General features: G+C 71.0%; 23 protein-coding genes. 11 read left to right on the top strand and 12 right to left on the bottom strand.

The window, feature by feature from the left end:
• Window positions 1-251: 251 nt before the first annotated feature.
• Window positions 252-1,562, bottom strand: coding sequence for a DUF6986 family protein (locus tag DY245_RS39260; RefSeq protein ID WP_128511883.1), 1,311 nt, complete (start codon window positions 1,560-1,562; stop codon window positions 252-254).
• A 196-nt stretch (window positions 1,563-1,758) separates the two neighbouring features.
• Here DY245_RS39260 and DY245_RS39255 point away from each other — a divergent pair, with 196 nt between their 5' ends.
• The gene (locus DY245_RS39255) at window positions 1,759-2,277 is read left to right on the top strand and encodes a DinB family protein (RefSeq protein WP_128511882.1); all 519 of its coding nucleotides are present in this window, start codon (window positions 1,759-1,761) and stop codon (window positions 2,275-2,277) included.
• 52 nt (window positions 2,278-2,329) lie between these two features.
• Window positions 2,330-2,644 (top strand): putative quinol monooxygenase, encoded by a 315-nt coding sequence (locus tag DY245_RS39250; protein ID WP_128511881.1) that lies wholly within the window; start codon window positions 2,330-2,332, stop codon window positions 2,642-2,644.
• Between the two features lie 98 nt (window positions 2,645-2,742).
• Here DY245_RS39250 and DY245_RS39245 read toward each other — a convergent pair whose 3' ends face one another.
• From DY245_RS39245 to DY245_RS39230, 4 genes are all read right to left on the bottom strand, one after another.
• Entirely contained in the window at window positions 2,743-3,705 is a 963-nt protein-coding gene (locus tag DY245_RS39245; protein ID WP_128511880.1) for an electron transfer flavoprotein subunit alpha/FixB family protein, read from the bottom strand.
• A gap of 51 nt (window positions 3,706-3,756) precedes the next feature.
• Window positions 3,757-4,542, bottom strand: a complete 786-nt coding sequence (locus tag DY245_RS39240) for an electron transfer flavoprotein subunit beta/FixA family protein (RefSeq protein WP_128511879.1) — start codon at window positions 4,540-4,542, stop codon at window positions 3,757-3,759.
• Window positions 4,543-4,754: 212 nt separating this feature from the next.
• Window positions 4,755-5,261, bottom strand: a complete 507-nt coding sequence (locus DY245_RS39235) for a flavin reductase family protein (protein ID WP_128511886.1) — start codon at window positions 5,259-5,261, stop codon at window positions 4,755-4,757.
• 225 nt (window positions 5,262-5,486) lie between these two features.
• On the bottom strand, window positions 5,487-5,906 hold the full coding sequence (locus DY245_RS39230; protein ID WP_128511878.1) for a TlpA family protein disulfide reductase: 420 nt from the start codon (window positions 5,904-5,906) through the stop codon (window positions 5,487-5,489).
• Between the two features lie 75 nt (window positions 5,907-5,981).
• Here DY245_RS39230 and DY245_RS39225 point away from each other — a divergent pair, with 75 nt between their 5' ends.
• Both DY245_RS39225 and DY245_RS39220 read left to right on the top strand, forming a co-directional pair.
• Complete coding sequence (locus DY245_RS39225; protein ID WP_128511877.1) at window positions 5,982-6,398, top strand: DUF4395 domain-containing protein; 417 nt, start codon at window positions 5,982-5,984, stop codon at window positions 6,396-6,398.
• A gap of 170 nt (window positions 6,399-6,568) precedes the next feature.
• Window positions 6,569-7,285 (top strand): lysophospholipid acyltransferase family protein, encoded by a 717-nt coding sequence (locus DY245_RS39220; protein WP_128511876.1) that lies wholly within the window; start codon window positions 6,569-6,571, stop codon window positions 7,283-7,285.
• 13 nt (window positions 7,286-7,298) lie between these two features.
• Here DY245_RS39220 and DY245_RS39215 read toward each other — a convergent pair whose 3' ends face one another.
• The gene (locus DY245_RS39215) at window positions 7,299-7,694 is read right to left on the bottom strand and encodes a winged helix-turn-helix transcriptional regulator (RefSeq protein ID WP_128511875.1); all 396 of its coding nucleotides are present in this window, start codon (window positions 7,692-7,694) and stop codon (window positions 7,299-7,301) included.
• An 89-nt stretch (window positions 7,695-7,783) separates the two neighbouring features.
• Here DY245_RS39215 and DY245_RS39210 point away from each other — a divergent pair, with 89 nt between their 5' ends.
• On the top strand, window positions 7,784-8,428 hold the full coding sequence (locus DY245_RS39210; protein WP_128511874.1) for an NADPH-dependent F420 reductase: 645 nt from the start codon (window positions 7,784-7,786) through the stop codon (window positions 8,426-8,428).
• Window positions 8,429-8,470: 42 nt separating this feature from the next.
• On the opposite strand, the gene DY245_RS39205 is transcribed toward DY245_RS39210, so the two are convergent.
• From DY245_RS39205 to DY245_RS39185, 5 genes are all read right to left on the bottom strand, one after another.
• Window positions 8,471-9,169, bottom strand: a complete 699-nt coding sequence (locus DY245_RS39205; protein WP_128511885.1) for a B3/B4 domain-containing protein — start codon at window positions 9,167-9,169, stop codon at window positions 8,471-8,473.
• A gap of 38 nt (window positions 9,170-9,207) precedes the next feature.
• Complete coding sequence (locus DY245_RS39200; protein ID WP_128511873.1) at window positions 9,208-9,825, bottom strand: transglutaminase-like domain-containing protein; 618 nt, start codon at window positions 9,823-9,825, stop codon at window positions 9,208-9,210.
• Between the two features lie 104 nt (window positions 9,826-9,929).
• Window positions 9,930-11,000, bottom strand: a complete 1,071-nt coding sequence (locus tag DY245_RS39195) for a threonine aldolase family protein (protein WP_425329506.1) — start codon at window positions 10,998-11,000, stop codon at window positions 9,930-9,932.
• Window positions 10,997-11,794: an SDR family NAD(P)-dependent oxidoreductase gene (locus DY245_RS39190; protein ID WP_425329505.1), complete on the bottom strand. Its 798-nt coding sequence runs from the start codon at window positions 11,792-11,794 to the stop codon at window positions 10,997-10,999. Before DY245_RS39190 ends, DY245_RS39195 begins: the two co-directional genes overlap by 4 nt.
• A gap of 23 nt (window positions 11,795-11,817) precedes the next feature.
• Entirely contained in the window at window positions 11,818-13,215 is a 1,398-nt protein-coding gene (locus tag DY245_RS39185) for a DUF6421 family protein (RefSeq protein WP_128511870.1), read from the bottom strand.
• Window positions 13,216-13,789: 574 nt separating this feature from the next.
• Here DY245_RS39185 and DY245_RS39180 point away from each other — a divergent pair.
• The 4 genes from DY245_RS39180 (at window position 13,790) to DY245_RS39165 (ending at window position 17,238) form a co-directional block, all read left to right on the top strand.
• Entirely contained in the window at window positions 13,790-14,473 is a 684-nt protein-coding gene (locus DY245_RS39180) for a glycerophosphodiester phosphodiesterase (protein ID WP_128511869.1), read from the top strand.
• Between the two features lie 184 nt (window positions 14,474-14,657).
• Window positions 14,658-15,539 (top strand): ABC transporter substrate-binding protein, encoded by an 882-nt coding sequence (locus DY245_RS39175; protein ID WP_128511884.1) that lies wholly within the window; start codon window positions 14,658-14,660, stop codon window positions 15,537-15,539.
• Window positions 15,540-15,574: 35 nt separating this feature from the next.
• A complete protein-coding gene (locus DY245_RS39170; protein ID WP_128511868.1) occupies window positions 15,575-16,441 on the top strand; it encodes an amino acid ABC transporter permease in 867 nt (288 codons plus the stop codon).
• Complete coding sequence (locus tag DY245_RS39165) at window positions 16,438-17,238, top strand: amino acid ABC transporter ATP-binding protein (RefSeq protein ID WP_128511867.1); 801 nt, start codon at window positions 16,438-16,440, stop codon at window positions 17,236-17,238. The genes DY245_RS39170 and DY245_RS39165 overlap by 4 nt, the downstream gene beginning before the upstream one ends.
• Here the strand turns inward: DY245_RS39165 and DY245_RS39160 are convergent.
• Entirely contained in the window at window positions 17,216-17,764 is a 549-nt protein-coding gene (locus DY245_RS39160) for a GNAT family N-acetyltransferase (protein ID WP_128511866.1), read from the bottom strand. The two genes, DY245_RS39165 and DY245_RS39160, sit on opposite strands and share 23 nt — an antisense overlap.
• Before the next feature lie 141 nt (window positions 17,765-17,905).
• On the opposite strand from DY245_RS39160, the gene DY245_RS39155 reads away from it, so the two are divergent.
• A complete protein-coding gene (locus tag DY245_RS39155) occupies window positions 17,906-18,292 on the top strand; it encodes a VOC family protein (protein WP_128511865.1) in 387 nt (128 codons plus the stop codon).
• 140 nt (window positions 18,293-18,432) lie between these two features.
• The coding region (locus tag DY245_RS39150; RefSeq protein WP_147318430.1) for a DUF5134 domain-containing protein at window positions 18,433-18,919 on the top strand (487 nt) is incomplete at its 3' end.

Below are 18,919 nucleotides of genomic sequence, written 5' to 3'. Positions count from 1 at the left end.
GTGGGTTCGGGGGTGGGGGGGACGGCATCCCACGGCAACGGCCCCAAAGCCGCGTCGCACACAGGGCGGAGGAAACCAGGACGAAGGCAGGAAAGCAGAAGGAAGGCAGGAAGAAAGCCAGAGGTAGCGGCAAGATGCGGCAAGAAGCGAAAGCCGACCGGAAGAGCCGCCCGCCCCCTCAGCCGCCCTCGCTCCCTCCCCCCGCAGCCGCCCTCGCCACCTCCCCCGCAGCCGCCCTCGCCACCTCCCCCTCAGCCCGTCTTCCCCGCCCGCCCCGCCAGCGCATCGAGGTCGGCGCGGGTCAGGCCGGTGAGGCGGGCGACCTCGGAGGTGTCCACGGCGCCGCAGTCCAGGCCGCGCAGCAGATAGCCGCTGAGCGCCTTGGCGGTGGCGGGCTCGTCCATGACGTCGCCGCCCGCCTTGGCCACATACGCGGCGAGACGGGCCGCGGCCTGCTCCAGGCCCTCCCGGTAGAAGGCGTACACCGCCGCGTAACGGGTGGGCAGATGGGCCGGGTGCATGTCCCAGCCCTGGTAGTAGGCGCGGGCCAACGAGCGGCGGACGAGGCCGTGGTGGAGCCGCCAGGCGTCGTGCACCTGGGTCGTCGGGCCGACCGGCAGGACGTTGGTGGAGCCGTCGGAGAGGCGTACGCCGGTGCCCGCGGCGGCGACCTGCATCACGGCCTTGGCGTGGTCGGCCACCGGGTGGTCCAGCGACTGGTGGGCGGCGCTGACGCCGCAGGAGGCGCTGTAGTCGAAGGTGCCGTAGTGCAGGGAGGTGGCGCGGCCCTCGGCGGCCTCGATCATGCGGGCGACGGTGGCGCGGCCGTCGGCGCCCAGGATGGACTGGGTGGTCTCGATCTGGATCTCGAAGCCGATCCGGCCGCTCTCCAGGCCGCGTGCCTTCTCGAAGGCCTCCAGCAGCCGGACCATGGCGGTGACCTGCTCGGCGTAGGTGACCTTGGGGAGCGTCAGTACCAGGCCGTCGGGCAGGCCGCCGGCCTCCATGAGGCCGGTGAGGAAGATGTCGAGGGTGCGGATGCCGCGGTCGCGGACGGCGGCCTCCATGCACTTCATCCGGATGCCCATGTAGGGAGCCGCGGTGCCTCCCCCAGCCTCCGGCCGGGAGGTGCCCCCACGGTAGGCGGCGGCCACCAGGGCGGCGGCGCGGGCCGCGGCCTCGTCCTCCTCGGCGTCCGGGCGGGGGCCGTAGCCGTCCTCGAAGTCGATCCGCAGGTCCTCGATCGGCTCGCGCTCCAGCTTGGCGCGGACGCGGTCGTGGACCGGCCCTGCGAGCTCGTCGGAGATGCCGAGGACGCCGGCGAGCGCGCCGGCGTCGGGGGCGTGCTCGTCGAGGGCGGCGAGCGCCTGGTCGCCCCAGGAGCGCACGGTGTCGGCGGCGAAGACGTCGCCGGGGACGTAGACCGTGTGGACGGGCTGGCGGGTGCCGGGGTCGCCGGGGTAGCGCCGCGCCAGATCCGCGTCCACCTCGGCGAGGGCGGCTCCGATTCCCTCGCGTACGGTGTCGGCGAGGCTCGTCGCCACGGTCTCCTGCTGCCCCATTCGATACCCTCCCGGTGCTTACGCCCGACGATCGAGCGTTTTCCGCGTAACGGAATCAACAATCCGCATAGCGAAGTTAACCGGGTCGATGGGTGAGGTCAACACCCCTCACCCGAGGCGACGCAGGTCACGGGCCCGCGGTCGCCCTCCGGAAACCCCGTGGCGGGCCGTGGCCGGTAACGCCACACTCACCCTCATGACTTGGATCGCACCCCCCATCGAGCGCAGAGAACTCCCGACCGCGGCCGGCGAACGGGAGATGCTGCAGGGCTGGCTCGACTTCCATCGCGACACCCTGCTCGCCAAGTGCGCCGGACTCACGCCCGACCAGCTCGCCGCGGCGAGCAACCCGCCGTCCACCCTCACGCTGCTCGGCCTGGTCCGCCACCTGACGGACGTCGAGCGCACCTGGTTCCGGAAGCGCTTCCTCGGCGAGGACATCGGCGATCACTACTTCACCGAGGACAACATCGACGCCGACTTCGACGACGTCGACCCGGCCGCCGCCGAGGCGAATGTGGCAGCGTTCCGCGCCGAGATCGAGGCCTGCGACAAGGCGGTGGCGGACCGCGGGCTGGACGAGACCTTCGCGGCCTCGCGCGGCCGGACGCTGAACCTGCGCTGGGTCTACGTCCACATGATCGAGGAGTACGCGCGCCACAACGGCCATGCGGATCTGCTGCGTGAGCGGATCGACGGCGTGACGGGCGACTAAGGTCACTCTTTTCTCTCCAAGATCACATCCACCCACAACCCCAGGAGGCCCCGTGCCCGTCGTCGTCGCCACCATCAAGACCAAGCCCGGCCGCCGCGAGGACGTCCTCGCCGCGTTCCGCCGGCACACACCCGCCGTGCACGCCGAGCCCGGATGCCTGCTCTATGCCGTGCACGCCGGCGAGGACCGGGTCACCGTGGTGGAGAACTGGGTCGACCATGCGTCCCTCGACGCGCACTCGGCCGGACCGGCCCTGGAGGCGCTGGGCGCGGAGATCGCCGAGGCGCTGGCCTCGCCGGTGGATGTCGCGGTGCTGGAGCCGGTACCGGCCGGTGAGCCGGGCAAGGGCAGGCTGCCGAACACCTGAGTCGCCGCCCGCCCGGGCCACGGCAGCACGAGGCCCCGTACGCACCGCGCGTACGGGGCCTCGTGCGATGGCCGTGGGCTCCGGCGAGCCGAACGGGCTCAGCCCTTGCGGGACTTGACCTCGTCGGTGAGGGCCGGGACGACGTCGAAGAGGTCGCCGACCACGCCGTAGTCGACCAGGTCGAAGATCGGCGCCTCGGCGTCCTTGTTGATGGCGACGATGGTCTTCGAGGTCTGCATACCGGCGCGGTGCTGGATCGCACCGGAGATGCCCGCCGCGATGTACAGCTGCGGCGAGACCGACTTACCGGTCTGGCCGACCTGGTTGGTGTGCGGGTACCAGCCGGCGTCCACGGCGGCGCGCGAGGCGCCGACGGCCGCGCCGAGCGAGTCGGCGAGCGCCTCGATGACCGGGAAGTTCTCGGCGCCGTTGACGCCGCGGCCACCGGAGACCACGATCGCGGCCTCGGTCAGCTCCGGGCGGCCGGTCGACTCACGCGGCGTGCGCGAGACGATCTTGGTGCCCTTGGAGGAGTCGGCGACGGTCACCGCGAGCTGCTCGACGGTGCCGGCGGCCGGCGCGGCCTCCGGGGCGGCGGAGTTGGGCTTGACGGTGATGACCGGGGCGCCCTTGGTGACGCGGGACTTGGTGGTGAACGAGGCCGCGAAGACGGACTGCGTGGCCACCGGGCCCTCGTCGCCGGCCTCCAGGTCGATGGCGTCGGTGATGATGCCGGAGCCGATACGGACCGCGAGGCGGGCGCCGATCTCCTTGCCCTCGGCGGAGGACGGCAGCAGCACGGCGGCCGGGGAGACCGCGTCGTAGGCGGCCTGCAGCGCGTCGACCTTGGGGGCGACGAGGTACTCGGTGAACTCGGGGGCGTCGGCGGCCAGGACCTTCACGGCGCCGTGCTCGGCGAGGACCTTCGCGGCCTCCTCGGCGTTCGGGCCGAGGTGCACGGCCACCGGCTCGCCGATACGGCGGGCGAGGGTGAGCAGCTCAAGGGTGGGCTTGCGGACGGCACCGTCCACGTGGTCGACGTAGACAAGGACTTCAGCCATGGGAATGCTCTCCTGCGGGAAGAATGAGGGCGGTTGAGAGGGTGGCGGGCCTTAAATGAACTTCTGGCCCGCGAGGAACTCGGCGAGCTGCTTGCCGCCCTCGCCCTCGTCCTTGACGATCGTGCCCGCCGTACGGGCCGGACGCTCGGCGGCGTCGTCGACCTTGGTCCAGGAACCCGCGAGGCCGACCTCGTCCGCGTCGATGTCCAGGTCGTCCAGGTCCAGGGACTCCACCGGCTTCTTCTTGGCGGCCATGATGCCCTTGAAAGAGGGGTAGCGCGCCTCACCCGACTGGTCGGTGACGGACACAACGGCGGGCAGCGCGGCCTCCAGCTGCTCGCTGGCGGTGTCGCCGTCCCGGCGGCCGGTGACCTTGCCGTCGGCCACGGAGACCTCGGAGAGCTGGGTGACCTGAGGGACGTTCAGCCGCTCGGCGAGCAGCGCGGGCAGCACACCCATCGTGCCGTCGGTGGAGGCCATACCGCAGACGACGAGGTCGTAGCCGGTCTTCTCGATGGCCTTGGCGAGCACGAGCGAGGTGCCGAGCGCGTCGGTGCCGTGCAGGTCGTCGTCCTCGACGTGGACGGCCTTGTCGGCGCCCATGGAGAGGGCCTTGCGCAGCGCGTCGTTGGCGTCCTCGGGACCGACGGTCAGGACCGTGATCTCCGCGTCGTCGGCGGCTTCCTTGATCTGCAGGGCCTGCTCGACGGCGTATTCGTCGAGCTCCGAGAGCAGACCGTCCACGTCGTCACGGTCGACGGTCAGGTCCTCGGCGAAGTGCCGGTCGCCGGTGGCGTCGGGCACGTACTTCACACAGACAACGATCCTCAAGCTCACGCCGGCTCTCCTACCTGCTTCGTCTCTTCAGAACTGCCTTGTGCTGGCAGCATAGGCGCCTGTTGGGGCGGCTCCCGGTCGGATGCGGTTCCCCACGCCGACCGCCATATTACTCGCCAGTACATCCAGTCTTGTGCCCCGAATCAAGGCCGTCGAAATGTGACCTTGCCAACGGCCCTGACGGGGGAATGACGAAGTGCCGCGGGAACCGGTCAGTCCCGCAGCGCGTTGAAGCGGCCCTGGTGATACAGCAGCGGACGGCCGGGCCCCGCGGGGTCGCCGACGAGCGGCTGGGCGAGCACGATGCGGTGGTCGCCGGCCGGAACCCGCGCGACGACCTTGCACACCAGCCAGGCGAGCACGCCCTCCAGAAGGGGGACGCCCTCGGGGCCCGTGCGCCAGGAAGTGGCGGGGCCGAAGCGGTCGGCGCCGCTGCGGGCGAAGGTGGCGGCCAGCTCCTGCTGGTGCTCGCCGAGTATGTGGACGCCTATGTGCTCGGCCTCGGAGACGGCCGGCCAGCTGGAGGAGCCGGTGCCGATGCCGAACGAGAGCAGCGGCGGTTCGGCGGCGACGGAGGTCAGGGAGGTGGCGGTGAAGCCGACGGGGCGGGAGCCGTGTGCGGTGATCACGGCGACGCCGGCGGCATGCTGCCGGAAGACGGAACGCAGGAGTTCAGGGGAGGCGGTACGAGGCGCGCCGAGGTCGGGCGAGACCGTCATGGAGTTGTCCTTCTGCTGAGGAGTACGGGCCCGGGCGGAGCCGCCGACGGCCGTGCGGCTGCCGGCAGCAGTGATGTCGTCGCTGCTCACACGCCCGGACAGCGGGCACTGGCAGTCCGCAGAAGATCGACGTGGGCGCGTCCGTAGAGAAGGAGTCCTGGCCGCATCACGTCAGAGTGACGATTCGTGACCCACAGCGTCAAGGCACGTCCGGCATCTGGGAGATCAATCACGGACGGCCGCGCCCAGCGCCGCGATGACATCGGCCTTGCGGGGCTGCCCGGAGGCGCGGCGGACGATCGCGCCCTCCGCGTCGAGCACCAGCACCGTGGGGGTCCGCAGGATGTTCAGATTCCGTACGAGGTCCAGATGGGCCTCCGCGTCGATCTCGACATGGGTCACCCCCTCGACCATCCCGGCGATCTCGGTGAGGGTGCGCCGGGTGGCGCGGCACGGCTGGCAGAAGGCGCTGGAGAACTGCAGCAGGGTGACCCGCTCCCCCAGCTCCACGCCGATCTCGGCCGCGCCCAGCCGCGCCGTGTCGTCCCGCTCCCGCACCGTCAGCCTCCCATTGCGGCGTTGGTGCCACACGCCGAAGACACTCGCCGCCGCAAGCACCGCCATGCACACCATGAATCCAGTCATCGACGGGTCCAGCGTTCATGAGACCGCAAAGATTCCCGGCACCGCGGGCGGCCCGGTCTGCGAGAGGGTGAGGGCATGCCTATCGACAGTATCGACGTACGGGGTCCGAGGTTCGGGGCGACGCTGACGACCGTCGTACTGGCGGCCGTGCTGATCAGCGGGAGCGGCCGGCTGCTGGCCTTCCAGGCGCTGGTGTTCGCCATCGGGGCGGTGGCGGGCGTCCAGCGGTCGCCCTACGCATGGCTGTTCAAGGTGGCGGTGCGCCCGCGGCTGTCGGCGCCGACCGCGTTCGAGGACGCCGCGCCGCCGCGCTTCGCGCAGGGCGTCGGGCTGTTCTTCGCGGTGGTGGGGCTGGCCGGCTACTTCGTGGGGCCGCAGTGGCTGGGGCTCGCGGCCACCGGCTGCGCGCTCGCGGCGGCCTTCCTCAACGCCGTGTTCGGGTACTGCCTGGGGTGCGAGATGTACCTTCTGTTCCGGAGAACGGCCGGCTGAACCGTGTCGGTCCGTGCGCCGCACGTGACAAGAATCTCCCGGTCCTGGCGTCCGGCGCGCTGGCCGCCACGGCCGTCATCGGGCACGATCTCCCGAAAGCCGCAGTTACGGCTGCGTAGGTATCCGCCGGGAGAACCCTCCCCAGGCACGGAAAAGGGGTCCTCCGGACAATGGCAGAGCTCGTCTATCCGCCGGTGATCGGCGCCGCCCGCACCCTCTTCAAGGCGCTCGATCTGAAATTCGACATCGCCGGGACGGACAACATTCCGCGTCGTGGCGGGGCGGTTCTGGTGAGCAATCACATCGGGTATCTGGACTTCGTCTTCGCCGGGCTGACGGCGCGGCCGGCCAAGCGGCTGGTGCGCTTCATGGCGAAGGAATCGGTCTTCCGGCACAAGGTGTCGGGGCCGCTGATGCGCGCGATGAAGCACATCCCCGTGGACCGCGGCCAGGGGATGCATGCCTACAAGCATGCGCTGTCCGCACTGCGTTCGGGTGAAATCATCGGGGTCTTCCCCGAGGCGACGATCTCCGAGTCCTTCACCCTGAAGAACTTCAAGTCGGGTGCGGCGCGGCTGGCCCAGGAGGCCGGGGTGCCGCTGCTGCCGGTGGCGCTGTGGGGCACCCAGCGGCTGTGGACCAAGGGCCACAAGCGCGATCTGGGCCGTAACCACTTCCCGATAACGATCCGGGTGGGCGAGCCGATGGAGGCCGACCCGGCCGAGCAGGCCGAGAAGGTCACCGACCGGCTGCGGTCCCGGGTGCAGGATCTGCTGGAGGCGGCCCAGCGCGCCTACCCCGTACGCCCCAAGGGCCCCGAGGACACCTGGTGGATCCCGGCCCACCTCGGCGGCACCGCGCCCGCGGCGCCCGGGTCCATCGCGTAACCCCGGCCGGCGCTCAGACCGCGTCGTCCCAGGGGCCGCCCTCCGCGCGCTCCTGGGCCGCAGCGATCTCGTCGCCGTGCCGGAACGCCCACCGTCCGAACGCGTCGATCGGCTCCAGCAGGCTGCGGCCGAGCTCGGTCAGCTCGTACTCGACGCGCGGCGGCGCCTCCCGGTAGGCATGCCGCGCGACCAGCCCGTGGTGTTCCAGCCGGCGCAGCGTCTCGGTGAGGACCTTGGCGCTGATGCCGCCGATCCGTGTGCGCAGCGCGACCGGTCTGCTGGGTCCTTCGCGCAGCGCCCAGACGACGACGGCGTTCCAGGTGTTGCCGATCAGGTCGAAGGCGAGCCGGGCGCGGCAGTCGGCGAGGAAGGCGTCCTGCGGGGCGCGGTCGCTGCGGTGGTGGGTCATCGCGCCCAGTATTGCCGGTCGTTGGGCACCGTTCGGTGCCTGTCGGAATCCCTACGGTCTCCGGTATCCAACGACCGGAGGAGTACGGCATGCGTATCGGGATTCTTGGTTCGGGCGGGATGGCGGACGCGCTCGGCACACAGTGGGCGCGGGCGGGGCACGAGCTGATGGTCAGCGGGCGGGACGCGGACAAGGCCGCGGCGCTCGCGGGGCGGCTGGGGCCGGCGGCGCGGGCGGGCGGCTGGTCCGAGGCCGCCGCGTTCGGTGAGGCGGTACTGCTGGCCGTCAGCCATCAGGCCGTGCCCGCGGTGCTGGCGGCGGCCGGCCCGCAGGCGCTGGAGGGGCGGGTGCTGATCGACTGCACCAACGCGATGGTGGACGGCTTCCGGTTGGCGCACGGCGACGGGGTGTCGATGGCCGAGCGGATCGCGCGGCTCGCGGCGGGCGCCCGGGTCGTCAAGGCGTTCAGCCACTGCCATATCGATGTCTGGCGGATGGCGCCGCCGGTCTTCGCCGGTGAGCCGCTGGCGGTGCCGCTGTGCGGGGACGACCCGGGCGCGCTGGCGACCGTGGGCCGGCTGGTGAAGGACCTGGGCTGCGAGCCCGTGGAGGCCGGTGGGCTGGAGCGGGCCGGACTGGTCGAGGCGGCCACGGCGTTGCTGGTGGGCCTGTGGGTCGGCGGGGCGGATCCCCGGGCGATGCTGCCGCCGAAGGCGTTCGCCTTCGGCGGCTGAGCCGGCCGGTCCGCGGCGGGAGCCGGGCCCGGCCGGGGCGGATCACTGCGACCAGATGTCGCCGATCTCGATACGGGCGTCCGGGCAGGCCTTGTGCAGCGCCTCGGCGAGCTCGGCGCCCGCGGTCGCGAGCTCGTCGAGGGTCATCGGGGCCATCCGCTCCAGCAGGAACAGGGCGCTGACGGAGTCCTCGGTGAGGCGGGTGCGCACGCCCTGGCGCCAGTTCCAGCGGCGACAGGTGACGCCCTCGTCGTCGCACCACACCACCTCGCCCGCATCCGGGTGCTCGACGACCTCGGCGCCGCCGGCCGCAGTCGCGAACGGCTCGTCGCCGGTGGCCCGTACGAGCCGCATCCGGCCCTGGATACGGTCCAGGTCCTCGCCGCCCACCGGGATGAGGTGGGCGACGCTGATGGCGTTGTAGAGGTCGACGAGGCGGTTGATGCGCGGCAGACCGCCGTCCGCGAGGGCACGCTTGGCCAGTGCCTCGGCGGAGTTGCGGGTGCGCGAGGGCTTGCTGCCGAAGGCGGTGTACGCGGCGCGCCAGGCGGCGATGTGCGGGTCGTCCTGCGGGGCGCGCCCGTCGAGGCGCTCGGCCAGGCGGCGGGTGGCCTCGTCCAGGAGCGCCGAGCCGGCCTCGTCGCTGGGCCCGTTGGTCAGGCCGTGCGCTTCGACGGCGAGGTAGCCGAAGCCGGGTGCCAGGGCGCGTACCTCGTCGGACACGTGCAGGGGGCACCGCATGTCGGAGACGTGCAGGGGGCTGGACATCGGGCCGTTCCTCAGAGATCGGTGGGGAGTAGCTGCCAGAGGTGAGGCCGGTCGGCGGCCTCCCGGAGGCATTGGAGCACGACAGGGTGCGGTTCAGCAAACAGCACCGGATAGTCCAGTTCGTTGCACTCAGGGCGGGCGGTGTAGGCGAGCTGTTCGCGGTCGAGGCGGAACTGCGCATCGATGCCGGGGATGTTGCCCCGCGGATCCTGCCGCGCCCAGCGCTCCTCGCCGGGCAGCTTGACGGCGACCAGGCCGTGGACGAATCCGAGCTTCTGGTAGCAGAGCGCGGCAGGGATGCCCCGCGCCCGGAGCAGGGCGGCGAGCGCATGCGACTTGGCGTAGCAGATGCCGGTGCGCTGCCCGAGGACGTCCGAGGCGCGCCAGGTGACCCTCCCCCAGCCTTCGGCCGGGGGGACCCCCATCTCGCTTCGCTCGTCGCCGGTGTCGTAGCTGTGCGGGATGGTGTCGCGGACGAATGCGAAGGCGGCCTTGGCGTATGCATATGCATCGGGGGCGTCGGCGGACAGGGTGGCCGCGGTGGCCCGGACGAGCGGGTGCTCGTGGTCGATGACGTCACTGGCCGCCAAGTAGGCGGAGATCTCCGGGGTGTTCTGGATCAGCTCCATGCCCGGGGAGCGTAGCGATGCGCCCGGCCGAAGGTCAATGACTTTTCGGTCGGGCGCATAGCTATGCAGATGCAGAGGTGGATCAGGTCTCAGCGCTTCACGCCCTAGCGGGCGATCTCCTCGCGGAGCGCGGCGAGGAAGCCGTCGACGTCCTCCTCGGTGGTGTCGAACGCGCACATCCAGCGCACATCGCCGGCCTGCTCGTTCCAGAAGTAGAAGCGGTAGCGCTTCTGCAGCCGCTCGCTGACATCGTGCGGCAACCGCGCGAACACGGCGTTGGCCTGCACGGGGTAGAGGATCTGCACCCCGTCGATCTCCCGCACCCCGGCCGCCAGCCGCTGCGCCATCATGTTGGCGTGCCGGGCGTTGCGCAGCCACAGGTCCTTGGCGAGCAGCGCCTCCAACTGGACGGAGACAAAGCGCATCTTGGAGGCCAGTTGCATCGACAGCTTGCGCAGATGCTTCATCGCGCGCACCCGGTCGGGGTTGAGCACGACCACGGCCTCGCCGAAGACCGCACCGTTCTTCGTGCCGCCGTAGGAGAGGATGTCGACCCCTACGGCGTTGGTGAAGGCCCGCATCGGGACATCGAGCGACGCCGCGGCGTTGGCTATCCGTGAGCCGTCGAGATGCACCACCATGCCGCGCTCATGGGCGTGTTCACAGATCGCCCGGATCTCGTCGGGGGTGTAGAGCGTGCCGAGCTCGGTGCTCTGGGTGATCGAGACGACCTGCGGCATGGCGCGGTGCTCGTCGTCCCAGCCGTACGCCTCGCGGTCGATCAGCTCAGGGGTGAGCTTGCCGTCCTCGGTGGGTACGGTCAGCAGCTTGAGCCCGCCGACCCGCTCCGGCGCGCCGCACTCGTCGACGTGGATATGTGCGGAGGTGGCGGCGATCACCGCGCCCCAGCGGTCGGTGACGGCCTGGAGCGCGACGACATTGGCACCGGTCCCGTTGAACACCGGGAACGCCTCGGCGCGCTGACCGAAGTGGCTGCGGAAGACGCGCTGGAGGTGTTCGGTGTAGTCGTCCTCGCCGTAGGCGACCTGGTGGCCGCCGTTGGCGAGGGCGATCGCGGCGAGGACCTCCGGGTGGGCGCCCGCGTAGTTGTCGCTGGCGAAGCCGCGTATCTGAGGATCGTGGTGCTGCCGGGCGTCGGTCTTCGCTCCGGTCACGGCTCGGGGGTCAGCCACAGACGCTGTCCATTCACTTCCTGGGCGGGCCGGCTCCAGACCCCGGCGATGGCCTCGGCCAGCTCCGTGACGTCCGTGAAGCCCGCGAACTTGGCGTTCGGTCGCTCGGCGCGCATCTGATCGTTGACGAGCGCCTTCACGACCAGGATGGCAGCCGCCGCGCGCGGTCCCTGCTCACCCCCCGACTTGCGGAAGCCGTCCGCCATGGCGAGCGTCCAGGCCTCGGCGGCCGCCTTGGAAGCGGCATAGGCGGCGTTGCCACCGGTGGGATTGCTGGCGCCGGCCGCGCTGATCAGCAGAAAACGGCCGTTGCCGCTGCGTTCGAGGGCTTCGTGGAAGGCGAGGGAGGTGTGCTGAACGGTGCGGATCAGCAGCTTGTGCAGCACGTCCCAGTCCGCGATGTCGGTCTCCGCGAAGGTCGACGAACCGCGCCAGCCGCCGACCAGATGGACCAGGCCGTCGATCCGGCCGAACTCCTTCTCCGTACGGGCCGCCCATTCGCGGGCCTGGTCAAGGTCGAGCAGGTCGACGGTGTCCCCTATCACCGTGGCACCGCCGTGGGCGTAGCGGGCCGCGTCCACGGCCTCCGCCAGCCGCTCGGGGTTGGCGTCCGAGCCGACCACCACCGCGCCGGCTTCGGCCAGTCGCAGCAGGGTGGCGCGGCCGGCCGGTCCGGCCGCCCCCGCCACGGCGATGACCGCGCCCTCCAGCGGCCCCTGGCCGCCCGTCGAAGTAACCATCTCCGTCGCCTCCTCGTCCTGTCCCTCGACGGCCATCCGCCGGGTGCTCCGGCCGGTCCTCACGCCGCCGCCAAAGCGTCGCTGTGGGCCGTGATGCCCTTGGTGGATGCGATCACAGCGCGCAGCTTCTTGGCGAGCGCCTCGTAGAACATGCTCAGCGGGAACTCGTCGGGGAGCACGTCGTCCACGAGTTTGCGCGGCGGCTGGTCCAGGTCGAGGGCGTCCGGCCCCTTGGCCCAGACCGAGCCCGGGTGCGGGGCGAGATAGGTCGAGACGAGGTCGTACGCGGCGAACCAGTGGACCAGCTTGGGCCGGTCGATGCCGTCGCGGTAGAGCTTTTCGATCTCGCCGCACAGCTGGTTGGTGACCTTGGGCGCCCGCTCCCAGTCGATGTGCAGTGTGTTGTCCGTCCAGCGTACGACGTCGTGCTTGTGGAGGTACGCGAAGAGCAGCTGTCCGCCCAGGCCGTCGTAGTTACGGACCCGGTCACCGCTGACGGGGAACCGGAACATCCGGTCGAAGATCACCGCGAACTGCACATCGCGCGCCTGGGTGTACCCCTCGGCCTCCAGCTTCACGGCCTCCTTGAAGGCGGTGAGGTCGCAGCGCAGCTCCTCCAGGCCGTACATCCAGAACGGCTGGCGCTGCTTGATCATGAACGGGTCGAACGGCAGGTCACCGTGGCTGTGGGTGCGGTCGTGAACCATGTCCCACAGGACGAACGCCTCCTGGCAGCGCTCCTGGTCGCCGAGCATCTCGCGGAGGTCCGCGGGAAGTTCGACGCCGAGCGTCTCGACGACGGCCTCACTGACCCGGCGGAAGCGGGCGGCCTCGCGGTCACAGAAGATGCCGCCCCAGCTGAAGCGCTCGGGGGCCTCGCGGACGGCGATGGTCTCCGGGAAGAGCACGGCGGAGTGCGTGTCGTAGCCGGCCGTGAAGTCCTCGAAGGTGATGCCGCAGAAGAGGGCGTTGTCGTAGCGGGTGCGCTCCAGCTCGGCGAGCCAGTCCGGCCAGACCATGCGCAGGACGACGGCCTCGAAGTTGCGGTTCGGGTTGCCGTTCTGGGTGTACATCGGGAACAGCACGAGGTGCTGGAGGCCGTCGGCGCGCTGCTGGGCGGGCTGGAAGGCGAGCAGCGAGTCGAGGAAGTCCGGCACACCGAAGCCGCCGTCGGCCCAGCGGCGCAGGTCGGTGGCGAGCGCCTGGTGGTAGGCGGCGTTGTGCGGCAGCAGCGGGGCGAGCTCGGCGACGGCCGCTATCACGCGGTCGACCTCGCCGCGGACGGCGTCGGCGGACGGCGCGCCCTCCGCCTCCAGGTCGATGGAGCCGTCCTTGGACTGCCAGGGGCGGATGGTCTCGACCGCGTCCTTGAGCACGGGCCATGCCGGATGCTCGACCACACGCTCTGCGGTCAGAGTGCCCCCCTGGACACCCACAGGCGAAAGAATTTCCGTCATGACTGCCCTCCGGCGGTAGATCGTGTTGTCAGCACACCGTAACCAGCCAAGGATCGTCCACTCAAGTGGGGTAGCCGAAAATTATTCTGTTGACACCCCGCGATCACGATCATTTTTCCTGTGGGGAGCTACTCCAACACCACTTCCTGCCAGTAATGCCAAGGGTTTCCGCGCTTTCTCCTGGGACCGCAACGGCGGACGGAAGCCTCCGGACGGGCCGGTCGCGCTCATCACATCCGCCCTCCCGACCCCCGGTCCACGGTGCGGGAGCGGCCCTCGGAGATATACGGAATGGCCGATTCACCCCACTGGGGGATGGTGTGCCGGCGGACCGGACCGGCTTGCCGCGGGAGGCGTCAGCGCGCGGAGGACTCGCCCACGCAAGGGTGAGGCGGTCTGAAGCCGGATATGGCGGGTACCGGTACTGGACACACCGCGGTCCCGTCCGGCGCCCCGTTCACGCCACCCGGGGCCGTTAGGCTGTGCGCCATTTCGTACCACCGTTGCCGACGGTCGACGGTCGACACTGACAGAGAGCCGACAGCACTACCGAGCCGACAGAAGCGAGGCAGCCTTGTCCTTTCTCACCATCGGACACCGCGGGATCATGGGCGTGGAGCCGGAGAACACCCTGCGCTCCTTCGTACGCGCCGAACACGAGGGCCTCGATGTCATCGAACTGGACCTGCATCTGAGCAAGGACGGCGCGCTCGTGGTGATGCACGACGCGGACGTGGACCGGACCACCGACGGCGCCGGCCCGATCTCCGAGCGCACCCTCGCCGAACTGCGTGAGCTGGACGCCGGGCAGGGCGAGCGGATCCCCGTCTTCGAGGAGGTCGTGGAGGCGGTCAAGGCGCCGCTGCAGGCCGAGATCAAGGATGTGGCGGCCGCGCAGGCGCTGGCCGAGGTGATGCGGGCGCGCGATCTGGTCGGCCGGGTCGATGTGATCTCCTTCCACGACGAGGCGCTGGCCGCGATCCGGACGCTGCTGCCCGGGGTGCGCACCGCGCTGGTCGGCAGCCGCTACGGCGCCGATGTCGTCGACCGCGCACAGGCCGTCGGCGCGACGATGCTCTCGCTGAACATCCGCCGGCTCACCCTCGAACTCGTCGAGCGCGCGCATGCCGCGCATCTGAAGGTCGTCGCCTGGACGGTCAACACCCATGACCAGCTGCGGCTCGCGCGCGGCCTCGGGCTGGACGGTGTGGTGACCGACCTGCCGGAGATCCGGCGGGCGGTGCGCTTCACCGCGTGAGGGTGCGCGGCACGGCATGAGCCGGGCGGGGCGTACCGGATCACGGGGCGGGGCGTTCCGTGGTCCGGTACGCCCCGGCGCACGGAGAAACCCGCAGTTCACAGACGCGCAACGTCCTTCCAGCATGTGGACGTTTTCCCCGATGATCTCGACAGATGGCCTCGCGCACTGCCACTCTCCCGCCATGCGCCTCGCCAACCGCCCCCTTCAGCTTGCCGTTTGCGCCACCGTCGTGCTGCTCACCGCGGCCGTCGGCTGTGCCCCGCAGGACGCGTCCCCCGGTGGCTCGCGGGCCGCCGGGCAGGGCAAGCAGAGCTGTGACCGCGGCAAACTCGCCACCGTCGCGGCCGGCAAGCTCACCGTCGGCACCGACAAGCCCGCGTACGCGCCGTGGTTCCACGACGACGACCCGGCCAACGGCAAGGGCTTCGAATCGGCGGTCGCCTACGCCGTCGCCGAGCAACTGGGCTACGGCAAGGGCGCGGTGCGCTGGCAGACCGTGCCGTTCAACAACGCCTTCGCGCCCGGCGAGAAGAAGTTCGACTTCGACATCAACCAGATCTCCATCAGCGCCTCGCGCAAGCGGGCCGTCGCCTTCTCCTCGGGCTACTACGACGTACGGCAGGCGGTCATCGCGCTCAAGGGCTCCAAGGCCGCGCACGCCAAGAGCATCGCCGACCTCAAGAACGTCAAGCTCGGCGCGCAGGTCGGCAGCACCAGCCTGGACGTCGCCAACGACACCATCCGGCCGACCCGGCCCGTGGCTCCCTTCCAGAAGAACGACTTCGCCAAGTCCGCGCTGAAGAACGGCCAGGTCGACGCGATCCTCACCGATCTGCCCACGGCCTTCTACATCACCTCGGCGGAGGTGCGGGACGCCGAGGTGGTCGGCCAGTTCGCCCTCACCGGCGCCGCCAACGAGCAGTTCGGGCTCGTCCTGGACAAGGAGAGCCGGATCACCGGGTGTGTGACGGCCGCGGTGGACGCCCTGCGCAAGGACGGCACGCTCGCCGCGCTGGAGAAGAAGTGGCTGACCGACGCCGTGGACGTCCCGGTGCTCAAGTGACGTACCGCAAAGGGTTGTTGAAGGAGCCGGCCGAGATGCCGGAGCAGGCCGGCGAGGCCTATGCGCCCTCGCAGCGGCGGATCGAGCGGGAGCGCTTCAAGCGGGCCAGGGCCCGGCGTGCCACCGCCGTCGCCGCGCTGAGCACCCTCGTCACCGCCATCGTCCTCTTCCTTGTCATCACCGGCTCCCCCGGCTGGCCGCGCACCCGGGAGACCTTCTTCAGCGCCGAGTACGCACGCAAGGCGCTGCCGAAGGTGCTGGAGGGGCTGCTGCTGAATCTGCAGTTGCTGGTGGTGTGCGGGGCGGCGGTGCTGGTGCTCGGGCTGCTGCTGGCGGTGGCCCGGACGCTGCACGGCCCGGTGTTCTTCCCGCTGCGCGCGCTGGCCACCGCGTACACCGACTTCTTCCGCGGACTGCCGCTGATCATCTGTCTGCTGATGGTGGTCTTCGGCGTTCCGGCGCTACGGCTGCAGGGCGTGACCACCGATCCGGTGGTGCTCGGCGGCTCCGCGCTGGTCCTGACGTACTCGGCGTACGTGGCCGAGGTCTTCCGGGCCGGCATCGAATCGGTGCACCCCTCGCAGCGGGCCGCGGCCCGGTCGCTGGGGCTCTCCAGCGGACAGGCGCTGCGCTTTGTGGTGCTGCCGCAGGCGGTGCGGCGGGTGGTGCCGCCGCTGCTGAACGATCTGGTGTCGCTGCAGAAGGACACCGGTCTGGTGTCCATCGCGGGCGCGGTGGACGCGGTCTACGCGGCGCAGATCATCGCCGGCAAGGACTTCAACTTCACGCCGTATGTCGTGGCCGGGCTCGTCTTCGTCGCGCTGACGATCCCGATGACGCGCTTCACGGACTGGGTCACGGCCCGGATGGACCGCCGGCGCGCCCAGGGAGGCATCGTATGAGCACGACCGAGAAGACACCGGTGCCGGCCGCCGGGGCGGTGCCCGACGGTGGCCCGGTGCTGCGGCTGGAGTCCGTACGCAAGACGTACGGGCGCGGCACGGTGGTCCTGCGGGATGTGGACCTGGAGGTGCCGCCGCACAGCGTGACCGTACTGATCGGCGCCTCGGGATCGGGCAAGTCCACGCTGCTGCGCTGCGCGAATCTGCTGGAGGAGATCGACGACGGGGCGATCTTCCTGGACGGTGCGGAGATCACCGATCCGCGGGCCGACGCGGACGCGGTGCGCCGCCGGATCGGTGTGGTCTTCCAGGCCTACAACCTCTTCCCGCACATGACCGTGCTGGACAACATCACGCTGGCGCCCCGCCGGGTGCACAAGGTGCCGCGCGCCGAGGCGGAGGCGCGGGCCCGTGAGCTGCTGGAGCGGCTGGGGCTCGGCGGGCGGGCCGATGAGTACCCGGACCGGCTCAGCGGCGGTCAGCAGCAGCGGGTCGCGATCGTCCGGGCGCTGGCCGGACGGCCCCGGCTGCTGCTGCTCGACGAGGTCACCGCGGCGCTCGACCCCGAGCTGGTCGGCGAGGTGCTCGGCGTCGTCCGCGATCTGAAGGAGGAGGGCATGACCATGGTCATCGCCACCCATGAGATGGGCTTCGCGCGGGAGGTCGCCGACCAGGTGTGTTTCCTGGACGGCGGGGTGGTGCTGGAGCGCGGCACTCCCGAGCAGGTCTTCGGCGATCCGCAGCACGAGCGCACCCGGCGGTTCCTGCAGCGGATCATCGAGGCGCGGCGGCTGTAAGCGGCTTGACCAGCAGTTCGAACTCCAGGTCGGCGCGCTGCGGGATGCCGAACCGCTCATCGCCGTACGGGAACGGGGTGAGCTGTCCGGTGCGCCGGTAGCCGCGGCGCTCGTACCAGGCGATCAGCTCCGCGCGCTGCCGGATGACCGTCATCTGCATCTCGCGCGAGCCCCAGGTGTCCCGGGCGATCCGCTCGGCCTCCGCGATGATCACCTTGCCGAGGCCGCCGCCCTGGAGCTCCGGGCGTACCGCGAACATCCCGAAGTACGCGTGGTCCCCGCGGTGTTCGAGCTGGCAGCAGGCGATCAGCCGGCCGTCCCGCTCGGCGACCAGCAGCCGGCCGGTCTCGTTGCCCACCACGGCGGCGACGCCCTCCGGGTCGGTGCGCTGCCCCTCCAGCAGATCCGCCTCCGTCGTCCAGCCGCCCCGGCTCGCGTCCCCGCGGTAGGCCGACTCGATGAGCTCGACGAGCCCGGGGATATCGGCGTCGAGGGCGGTACGGAAGGTCAGCTCGCTGGTGGGCATGGTGCGCGGGGTCCTCTCAAGGCCGGACGAATGGCTGAAAGGAGGCTAACAAGAGGCATGTGCGCCGTGTCAGGGACTTTGGTCACGGCCGTGCGGTGGCGAGGCCCGGACACGCGGGGGCGGCGGCGTAGGGTCCACCCCATGGTGCACGTACTGAGCAGCAGGGTGCTGTTGCGGCCATCCGATCCCGAGCGGTCACGGGCGTTCTACGGCGAGGCGCTGGGGCTGGAGATCTACCGGGAGTTCGGTACCGGGCCCGAGCGCGGCACGGTGTACTTCCTCGGCGGCGGCTTCCTGGAGGTCTCCGGCAGCGCCACGGATCCGGCCACGGACACCCTCCAACTGTGGCTCCAGGTGGCGGACGCGGCGGCGGCGCACGAGGAGCTGGTGGCGCGCGGGGTGGCGGTGCTGCGGCCGCCCGTACGGGAGCCGTGGGGTCTTATCGAGATGTGGATCGCCGACCCGGACGGCCATCGCCTCGTGCTGACGGAGGTACCGGCGGACCATCCGCTGCGCTACCGGCCCTGACCGGCCGCCCGTCCCGCGACGCCGGCGCCCCTTGCGCGCTCCCCCCTTTGCGTCCGTGCGCTCCCATGTGCGGGGCGCCGGGCGGGAATCCTGCACGCGATGCGTACGGGTGCGAGGACTGGCCCCAAGGGAGGTGCTCCGTGCACGGATCTTTGTGGGCCGGCTGGCTGCTGGTGCTGTTGTGTACCGGGGCCGGCGCGTACTGCCTGGCGCGGGCGCGCAGCGGTCCGGCCGCGCAGCGGGTCGAGGTGCGCGGTGAGGGGCTGATGGCGCTGGGGATGGCGGCGATGGCGTTGCCGGCGTCCGCCGTGGCGCCGCCGGCGTGGTCGCCGTGGCTGTTCGCCACGGCCTTCGGGGCGGCGGGCCTGTGGGCGCTGCTGCGGCGGCATCTGCATCACGCGGTGGGCGCGTGGGCCATGGTGTACATGGCGGTGGCGATGATGGTGCCCGCGGAGCACATGAGTCAGATGGGTCGGATGGGCCGGATGGTGCACTCCGCGCCGGGCGGGGTGCCGTTGCTGACGGGGCTGTTGCTCGCCTACTACACGGTGTACGTCATCGGGGCGGGGGTCCGGCTGGTGCCGGCGGCAGGCACGGCGGCCGAAGGGCCGGTGGCGGGCGGGCCGG

The sequence above is a fragment of the Streptomyces inhibens genome (assembly GCF_003389455.1).
Taxonomy (GTDB): domain Bacteria; phylum Actinomycetota; class Actinomycetes; order Streptomycetales; family Streptomycetaceae; genus Streptomyces; species Streptomyces inhibens.
Note: the sequence above shows the minus strand (reverse complement) of the source record. Positions and strands in the feature narration are given on the sequence as shown.